We start from the raw sequence: 8051 nt of genomic DNA, 5'->3' as shown, positions 1-8051 counted from the left end.
GAGGAGGGCACGCTGCGCGTGGCCCGGCTCGGGCGGGGCTACGCCTGGCTCGACACCGGCACGCATGACAGCATGCTTGAGGCTGGCGAGTTCGTCCGCGCGATCGAGAAGCGCACCGGGCAGAAGGTCGCCTCGCCGGAGGAGATTGCCTGGCGCAAGGGGTTCATCGACGATGCGCAGCTGCTGAAGATCGCCAAGCCGCTCAACAAGAGCGGATATGGGACCTACTTAAAGCATCAGTTAGAAGCTTCAATCTGAACTTAAATCGGCCTTGTGGCACAAAAACAATTAGAAAGTTGTGCGATGTTGATTGAAAGCGATCTTTTAGATTTAGCTAAATGCCGCTATGGAACCATGGCTTTTTTTAAAAACGACAACGTCATTGGGAGAGCACTAAAACTATATGGCGAATGGGCTGAACACGAAATAAATTGTATTTCCGAGTTGGTTTCTGAAGACTCCATTGTTTTTGATGTCGGAGCAAATGTCGGAACCCATACAATGGCTCTTGCGCGCATGGCTGCAAAAGGCGCGGTTTATTCTTTTGAAGCGCAGCCCGACATGTCTACTATTCTTGAATTTAACATTCTTCTGAATTCGCTTGGCAATGTTCATTCATTACGAGCAGTGTGTGCCGACAAAGCAGGATCAATTCCGATTAAAATAAGCTATAGCGGCAGTGGAAATTTCGGCGCTTTTCGTATCGACGATATACCTAAAAGAAAAAAAATATTGTCTATTTGGCCTTTCTCAAGAAGGCAAGTTTTTGATGAAGTAGTCAAAATTCGCTTGGACGATATGTTAGACGTCGTGCCAAAAGTTGACTTCATAAAAATTGACATCGAAGGAATGGAGCTCCAAGCAATAAAAGGCGCAGCAGGCTTAATAAAACGTTATAGGCCTGCAGTATTTTTCGAACAGCTAGATCTAAACGATTTACAAGAAAGAATAAATTTCTTTGAGCGTTTAAATTATACTGTGTACTGGCTAGAAACTCACCCTTTCAACAAAAAAAATTACAGAACTAACCCAGATAATATTTGGTGGAAATCTGAGATGGGCTTACTGGCGATACCTCCGGGGAGCCGTAAGCCCCGAAACCTCCGCGTAGCGAGACCATTTCAAACATCAATTCCAACCGAGATAGATGTACGTACGGGTTGGGATGGAAGCACTAGCTGTGCTCTCTTTCTCTAATGGCAGTAACTTATCCCAAATGATTTCCTGCAATATGGTTCTCATCCAAGATTGCATGATTTCTAATCGCTGAGAACGGCAATCTTCACCATAAGAGCCATTAATGGCCTATGCTGTCCAAAAACTAGGAGATCGCAATGCAGTACTCTCGCCTTACAACAATTCTTTCCGCTTCGAAGAGTGACAGGTCCGACGCTGTATCTGTTCCAACGCACCTTTTCCGACAATTCGTAAGTGGGGCGCTCAAGACAAAAGGAATGTTCGACGAGGATTATTATATTTCAAACAATGATGATATCAGGACCGCAGTAGCAAAAAAACAAATCTCAAGTGCTGGCGAGCATTACTTTAATACCGGGTACTTCGAAGGAAGAATGCCTTCTAAAATTTTGGTGGATGAGAAGTTTTATCTTGAAAGCAACCCCGATGTTGCTGAAGCTATTCGCCGAGGAGGCATCCAAAATGCTCAAGAACATTTTGAGTATTCTGGTTTTCGTGAAGGCCGTCTTCCTTATAAAGACTTCTCATTGTTTTAATTTAAAACCAGTTATCTAACGGTGTAGCTGGTTTCCTAGAAGGGGTCTTACGGCCCCTTCGCGCCGTTCAGGGGCTAGGTGGTAAAATGACACAGGTACTGGGGCTGCGTGAATTTGTCGGTACTGCCTTCGATGCCGACTTCTACGAAGCGGAGTATCCAGATCTCGGCATTCCGAAATCCCAAATGCTTGACCACTTTTGTGAGGTCGGCTGGATTGAGGGACGAAATCCTAATCCCTACTTTGACACCACAAGCTACCTGATAACGCATCGCGACGTCGCCATTTCAGGAATGAACCCTTTATTTCATTATCTGCAACACGGACGATATGAGCGACGCAAAATCGTACCAAGTGTTCGCCCTGCTGCAAGAAGCAACCTGCTTTTTGGCTTTCCAGTTGTGGACTGGGTTACACCGCTACGAGGTGTTGTCGATGCCGATTATTATAAAACGGCGTTACCAGAACTCGTATCCAATAAAATTGACCTTGTGGCTCACTTCGCATTCCGAGGCTGGCGTGAAGGTTTACTTCCAAATGAACATTCATCGATAGCAGAAATTCAAAGCGCGGTGCCGAAAGCAGTCGCGCTTTTGGTGAACCCTTTTCTTGCCCTGCTCGAAGTCGAAAAGGGCACCTACCAGCCAGAGAATGAAAAGGATTCGCTAGAAACTTCAGGCGCTAATTTGAACAATTTTCAAAGCGCCAAAGTCGCCGAAACCTCTTTCGCCAACGATGAAATATCTTTGCTGGCTGAAGAGTTTGATCCAGACTTTTATCTGCGTACACAATCTGACGTCGCCCTGGCGAAACTCGACCCTCTGGAGCATTTTTTTTATACGGGATGGCGTGAAGGCAGAAATCCGAGGGCAGATTTCGACACCAACTTCTACTTGTTTTCAAATCCCGAAGTTCGCGAGGCCGGGATCAACCCCTTTTTGCATTATATCAAGATTGGGCGTGCCGAAGGTCGGCTGACCCAAGGCGCAAAGACCGTCGAAAGTTTAGGCAGCCAGGACGCAGAGCAAATCCTTTTAGTAAGTTCGGAATTTTCGGTGCAGTACTACATGTCACAATATACTGACATAGTTGAATCTGGAGTTTCAGCTGTTGAGCATTATTTTTACACTGGATGGAAAGAACGCCGTAATCCAAACAAAAATTTCGACTCGACTTACTACTTAGAAGCTAACGAGGATGTTCGATCTGCAGGTTTGAACCCCTTCTGGCACTATTTGATAGCTGGACGTGCTGAAGGGCGAGCTCCAGTTCGGCCCGGTGGCTACCGACGGCGTATACTCGACGCCGCGAAAGACCCAATCGCGCGCTCTCAAAATTATGCTCCTTCTTCTGGAAAACCGTTGAGCATGAAACTGCTCAGGCAGCATTTGTCTGCAATACTATCCGGCAAGAGCGGGTTAGTTATCGCGCTTAGCCACGATTGTTATGTTCAGGTAATAGGCGGTACGCAGATTTTCATTGCCGATGAAGAGCGGAGATTTCGTGCAAAAAAATTCGCCTATTTGCAAATGTCGCCGCGTAAACCGCAACTAGCAACCTTAGACGATGTAAGCGTTTTTGAAGTCCAACTGGTATTGGACGGTAAAATACTGGGCTTCTGTGAACTCGACAACGCGACAAAAGTAATAGGTTCACTGTGTCTGAAAGCGGACTGCAAGCGAATTTTTGTGATCCACAGCCTATTAGGGTTTGATCTCGATCGAATTAACTCTTTGAGGGATAACTTCAAACCAGATCGATCTTTCTTTTGGCTGCACGATTATACAAGTCTTTGTGAAGGGTTTAATTTATTAAGAAATGATCTAAGCTTCTGCAATTCGCCTCCTGTAAATAGCATTGCTTGTCGCGTCTGCGTTTATGGCTCTAGAAGGGGGGCACACCTAAATAGACTTCAGCGATTTTTCGAAAACGGAAATATGGAGGTAGTCGCACCGTCGGAGTTCACACTGAAACTTTGGCAAGATAAAAATTACCTTAAACACGCCAAAGCTTTTGTACATCCGCATTGGACTCTCACTCTTGAGGCTGGACCTCCGAAACGAAAGTTTACTTTGCCGGTAAAAGTGGCGTTCGTTGGCTATCCATCGCCGAGTAAGGGTTGGGAAACATTCGCTGCAATCGTTGATGAATTTGGTAACGATCCACGCTACAAGTTTTATCACTTCGGCGCAAAGGGAGTATCTACGCTTCCGGAATGCGAATTCGTTACTACCGAAGTTACACCACGCGATCGGATGGCTACGCAACGATTATTGAAAGAATACGAAATCGACTTTATCGCTATGCTTTCCCCTTGGCCTGAAACGTTCTCATATGTAGCTCATGAGGGGGTAGCAGCCGGATGTCACATCCTTTGTCTTAAAACGAGCGGCAACGTTGCAGCCCTCGCGGAAAGGTTGTCGTGTGGAAAGGTTTTTGGAGACACAAAAAGTATTGTTTCTTTTTTTCAAACAAAAGCGGCAGTAATCTCTGCAAAAAACATAAGAAAAAATAGAAAATACTATGTGATTGAAGATTGCGGCACTAGTGCCACACTAATCGAGAGTTTTGCAGAGGAGGTATTATAATGACAAAAATACAATGCTTTACGAGCTTCTCGTTTAGCTATCTGACGCGCGCAATTATGCTTGCTAGGACATTGAAGGCTGTGCATCCCGACTGGCAGATCTGGGCAATGTTGGTGGACGAACCACCCCCTAACTTAGACCCGGATGTAGCTTTGGCCGACTTCGATTCGTACATTTATGCGAAAGATTTAGGATTCCCGAATTTTAGTAGCTGGATATTTAAGCACGATATCGTTGAGGCGTGTACGGCAGTAAAAGGCCAAATGATGTCGCATCTACTAAATTCCGACGCAGATAAAGTTTTTTATTTTGACCCGGATATCGCCATTTTCCATCCCTTAGACAGTCTTGTAAGCAAATTGAACGCTTCGTCCATTTTGCTTACTCCTCATCAAGTTGATGCAAATTCTGCAGAAGGCGTAATTCGAGATAATGAAATTACGTCACTCAAATATGGCATCTTTAACCTTGGTTTCGTTGCGGTTAAAAACGACACTAGCGGCCGGAAGTTCGCCAATTGGTGGGCGAAGCAGCTTTATATTGCTTGTTATGATGAAGTAGAGAACGGAATATTTACCGACCAAAAATGGTGTGACCTAGTTCCAGCTCTTTTTGATAAAGTTAAAGTTGAAAGAGATCCCGGCTGTAATGTGGCAAGCTGGAATCTTAGTACTCGGCGCATTTCGTTTAACGACAAAGGTGTTGCGCTCGTAAATGGATCGCCGTTGAAATTCTATCACTACACAAAAATTAACGCAGCGGGCGATTTAATGACGGAGAAATACGCTGGCGATAACGTTGAGATACTTGAAGTTTGGAATTGGTACAAAAAAGCCATTAAGCACATTCATATGGACGGAATACCATCAGGGTACTGGAGTTATGGCAAATTTAACAACGGAGTGAAAATTTCAAAGGGAGCGCGAGTTTTTTATAGAAATCGTCCTGATTTGATGAAAGCATTTTCAGATCCATTCCACACAGAAGGCAATAGTTACTTCAACTGGATCAGGCAAGAGATGCCGGAGCTGTTAAGCGAGTCAGGTAAGCGTGGATTTGAGGCGATTTGAACGTTTTTTCTAACTGTCTTTGACGAGATGACAGTGTGCTGAAAGTGTTAGATATCCTAAGTAAGGAACAGCAGATGAAGGTGGTCTTCGCAATTGACCGCAATGGCCTAATGGGAGAGCTGGAGGGATGGCTCAAACTTGCCATTGATAGCGTCAAAACCAATACCTCTTTAGAACCTGTTGTCCTTGTCGATGAGATTACCGAGTCTTTCGCGGCATGGCTCGATGGCCAGCGAGTCTCTTACCTTCAAGCGAAAACACCTCTAGCAGAAAAAATTGACGAATTGACTCAGACTACTGGTTATCCAGCTCAGGCTAAAGGGAACTACCTGCGGTATGAAGCTGTAAACCTTTTAAGTGACTCGATTTTTCTTTACGCAGATTGCGACGTGGTTTTTTTGAAGGACCCGACACCTTTTCTGGTGAGCCCGCGCCTCGTAGCAGCAGCACCTGCTGATATTCCGTTTAGTTATTCCAGCTTCAATTCCGGCGTTTTGCTTTTTAATAGGGATAATTTTTCAAGAGTTCTCGAAGACTATTACAATTTCAGTAGGGACAACCTTTCGGTATTTTTCCCAGGCTTTGATCAAGCTTCTTTCAATAAATTCCTTGCGGGCCGAATCGAAGCTTTGTCGGCTGAGTTTAATTGGCGCCCGCACTGGGGAGCCAATTCGAACTGCACTATACTGCATTTTCATGGAGTGAAAATTCAGACATTGGAGATGGCATTGAACGGGTTGCTAGCGATACAAGGAGCTAAGTCAGAGCAGGTGCTGGATCTCACAGCAAAAACTCTTACTAATTTACCGTTTTTCATCGGACGAATTGGCCGCGATTTAGTCGACCGGCATCCGCTATTGCAAAGGCTTGAGAAGCTGTCTCAACAAGCCGTGGAGATTTTATCTGCACCGCTTTTGTCAAGCATTCGGCATGGAGTTAGACTTCGAGCGGAATCTGAAGCTGGGATTAGGGATAAGTTTGAGCGGCGAAGCTATGTATTGCATGTTGAAAGTAAATCGGTTGCTCCAAAGCGTATCGAGCTAGAACCTGCGCTGCACAAAAAGCTGCGAATAGTTATCCAGACAGAAGCTCCCTCGATAGCTGTCAGCGGCCTCTATAACTCCCGCCTTGAAAAGAAATTTGAGGTCTCGCATTCTGTAAATGGAAACGTTATATTCAAAGGTGCTTTCGAGTGTGACGGTATTGTTTACACAAATATTCAGCCCACAGACATAAAGAAGCCTTTCGATTTCATTTTTGATGCAAAGGAGAATTTTTACTCCGGTAATGATGGCAACCACCTTTTGCTTTTTGTGATGTCGTTAACCCCGGTGTTTGTTGAATTCTACTGGTCCGATAGCAGCGACTTTAGCTCTGACAATGTCAAATTCGTTTTTGTTAAGTGAAAAAAGGTAAGACTTAAAAAATGGCGTCAATCTAGAGCATTTCCAGTTCACTCGAACCCATAGCCTGAGTTGTCGGAGTGGTTTTGTTGCGCGGCTGGTGTGAAGGTGTCGCGCATATGGCCGATGGTGGTCCAGAGTACCTGTCGGGTGTGGGCCGCCGCTTTGCGGAGCAGCACCTTCAGCTTTGCGAAGGCCCACTCGATCGGGTTCGGGTCCGGCGAGTAGGGCAGGAGATAGAGAAGGCTGGCGCCGGTGGTCCGGATGGCTTCGCGGATACCGGTGTCAATGCTGAGGAGGTTTTGGTTCTCCCGCACTTTCCGTGCTGCGGGTCGTTGTTCTGCGGCGGCATGAGCACATAGGAGGAACCCTTTCCTCCTCGAAGTGTCGTGTTTGCCCAAGCGCCTCCTGGCGCTCATTCCGGTAGGGCTGCTGGTCCAGCAGACCCTGCCCTCTCCCGACTATCTCACCATCCTCGTCACGCCGCGCCAGCCCTGGGCGGCTTGCCCGACCTGCGCCGCACCCTCCCGGCGGGTCCACAGCCGGTACGACCGCATCCTGCACGACCTGACAGGGCAGGTCGTGCAGGATGCGGCTGCACGTACGGTCCCGGCGTTTCCGATGCCCGCAGCCGGCCTGTCCACGGGTAACCGTCGCCGAACGGTTCGCCGACACCGCGCCGCCCACGGCGCGCCGGATCGGGCGGTTGAGCGACCTGCAGCGCCATCTCGGCCTCGCCGCCGGCGGCGAGGCCGGCGCCCGCCTCGCGGCGCGGCTGGCCATGCCTACCAGCGCCGACACGCTGCTGCGGATGGCGCGGTGTGCGGGCGCTACGCCGGAACCCAGGCCAGCGGTACGGGACGGTCCTCGTCGACCTCGAGCGCAACCGGGTCGTCGACCTGCTGCCGGACCGGCGGGCCGAGAGCCTGTCCGTGTGGCTACGGGCCAACCCCGGCGTCGAGATCGTCGTCCGAAACCGGGCCAGCGTATACGCCGACGGCGCGCGCCAAGGTGCGCCCGATGCCGTCCAGGTCACCGACCGCTGGCACCTGCTGCGGAACCTCGGTGACGCCATCCATGCCGTCACCGACCGCCACCATGCCGCGATCCAGCGCATCGGCCGCGAAGTCATGGCGCAGTTGGTGGCCGAGGAAGCCCGAAGCACCCCGGTCGTAGCTCGGGGTAACGTCCACGGAGGTGTTGGAAAATCCGGCCTTGGCCGGAGTGTAGGGTTGGGGTGGCCATCGGACCTGGCGG

7 protein-coding genes and 1 pseudogene are annotated in these 8051 nt (G+C 48.5%); 7 read left to right on the top strand and 1 reads right to left on the bottom strand.

Annotation, left to right across the window (positions count from 1 at the left end):
* From JMJ56_RS31995 to JMJ56_RS31970, 6 genes and pseudogenes are all read left to right on the top strand, one after another.
* A pseudogene (locus JMJ56_RS31995) lies at positions 1-258 on the top strand (glucose-1-phosphate thymidylyltransferase RfbA); the annotation flags it as partial.
* A gap of 45 nt (positions 259-303) precedes the next feature.
* On the top strand, positions 304-1197 hold the full coding sequence (locus tag JMJ56_RS31990) for an FkbM family methyltransferase (protein ID WP_202835922.1): 894 nt from the start codon (positions 304-306) through the stop codon (positions 1195-1197).
* Positions 1198-1454: 257 nt separating this feature from the next.
* Positions 1455-1733, top strand: a complete 279-nt coding sequence (locus tag JMJ56_RS31985) for a hypothetical protein (RefSeq protein WP_202835921.1) — start codon at positions 1455-1457, stop codon at positions 1731-1733.
* A gap of 86 nt (positions 1734-1819) precedes the next feature.
* Positions 1820-4321: a glycosyltransferase family protein gene (locus tag JMJ56_RS31980; RefSeq protein WP_202835920.1), complete on the top strand. Its 2502-nt coding sequence runs from the start codon at positions 1820-1822 to the stop codon at positions 4319-4321.
* Positions 4321-5391, top strand: a complete 1071-nt coding sequence (locus JMJ56_RS31975; protein ID WP_202835919.1) for a hypothetical protein — start codon at positions 4321-4323, stop codon at positions 5389-5391. The genes JMJ56_RS31980 and JMJ56_RS31975 overlap by 1 nt, the downstream gene beginning before the upstream one ends.
* Before the next feature lie 74 nt (positions 5392-5465).
* Positions 5466-6797: a glycosyltransferase gene (locus JMJ56_RS31970; RefSeq protein WP_202835918.1), complete on the top strand. Its 1332-nt coding sequence runs from the start codon at positions 5466-5468 to the stop codon at positions 6795-6797.
* A 47-nt stretch (positions 6798-6844) separates the two neighbouring features.
* On the opposite strand, the gene JMJ56_RS36320 is transcribed toward JMJ56_RS31970, so the two are convergent.
* A complete protein-coding gene (locus JMJ56_RS36320; RefSeq protein WP_202835917.1) occupies positions 6845-7111 on the bottom strand; it encodes a hypothetical protein in 267 nt (88 codons plus the stop codon).
* 504 nt (positions 7112-7615) lie between these two features.
* On the opposite strand from JMJ56_RS36320, the gene JMJ56_RS35915 reads away from it, so the two are divergent.
* Positions 7616-8051: transposase (locus JMJ56_RS35915; protein WP_202835916.1), on the top strand; the 436-nt coding region annotated here is incomplete at its 3' end.

Source organism: Belnapia arida, from assembly GCF_016773205.1.
Lineage (GTDB): Bacteria > Pseudomonadota > Alphaproteobacteria > Acetobacterales > Acetobacteraceae > Belnapia > Belnapia arida.
Note: the sequence above shows the minus strand (reverse complement) of the source record. Positions and strands in the feature narration are given on the sequence as shown.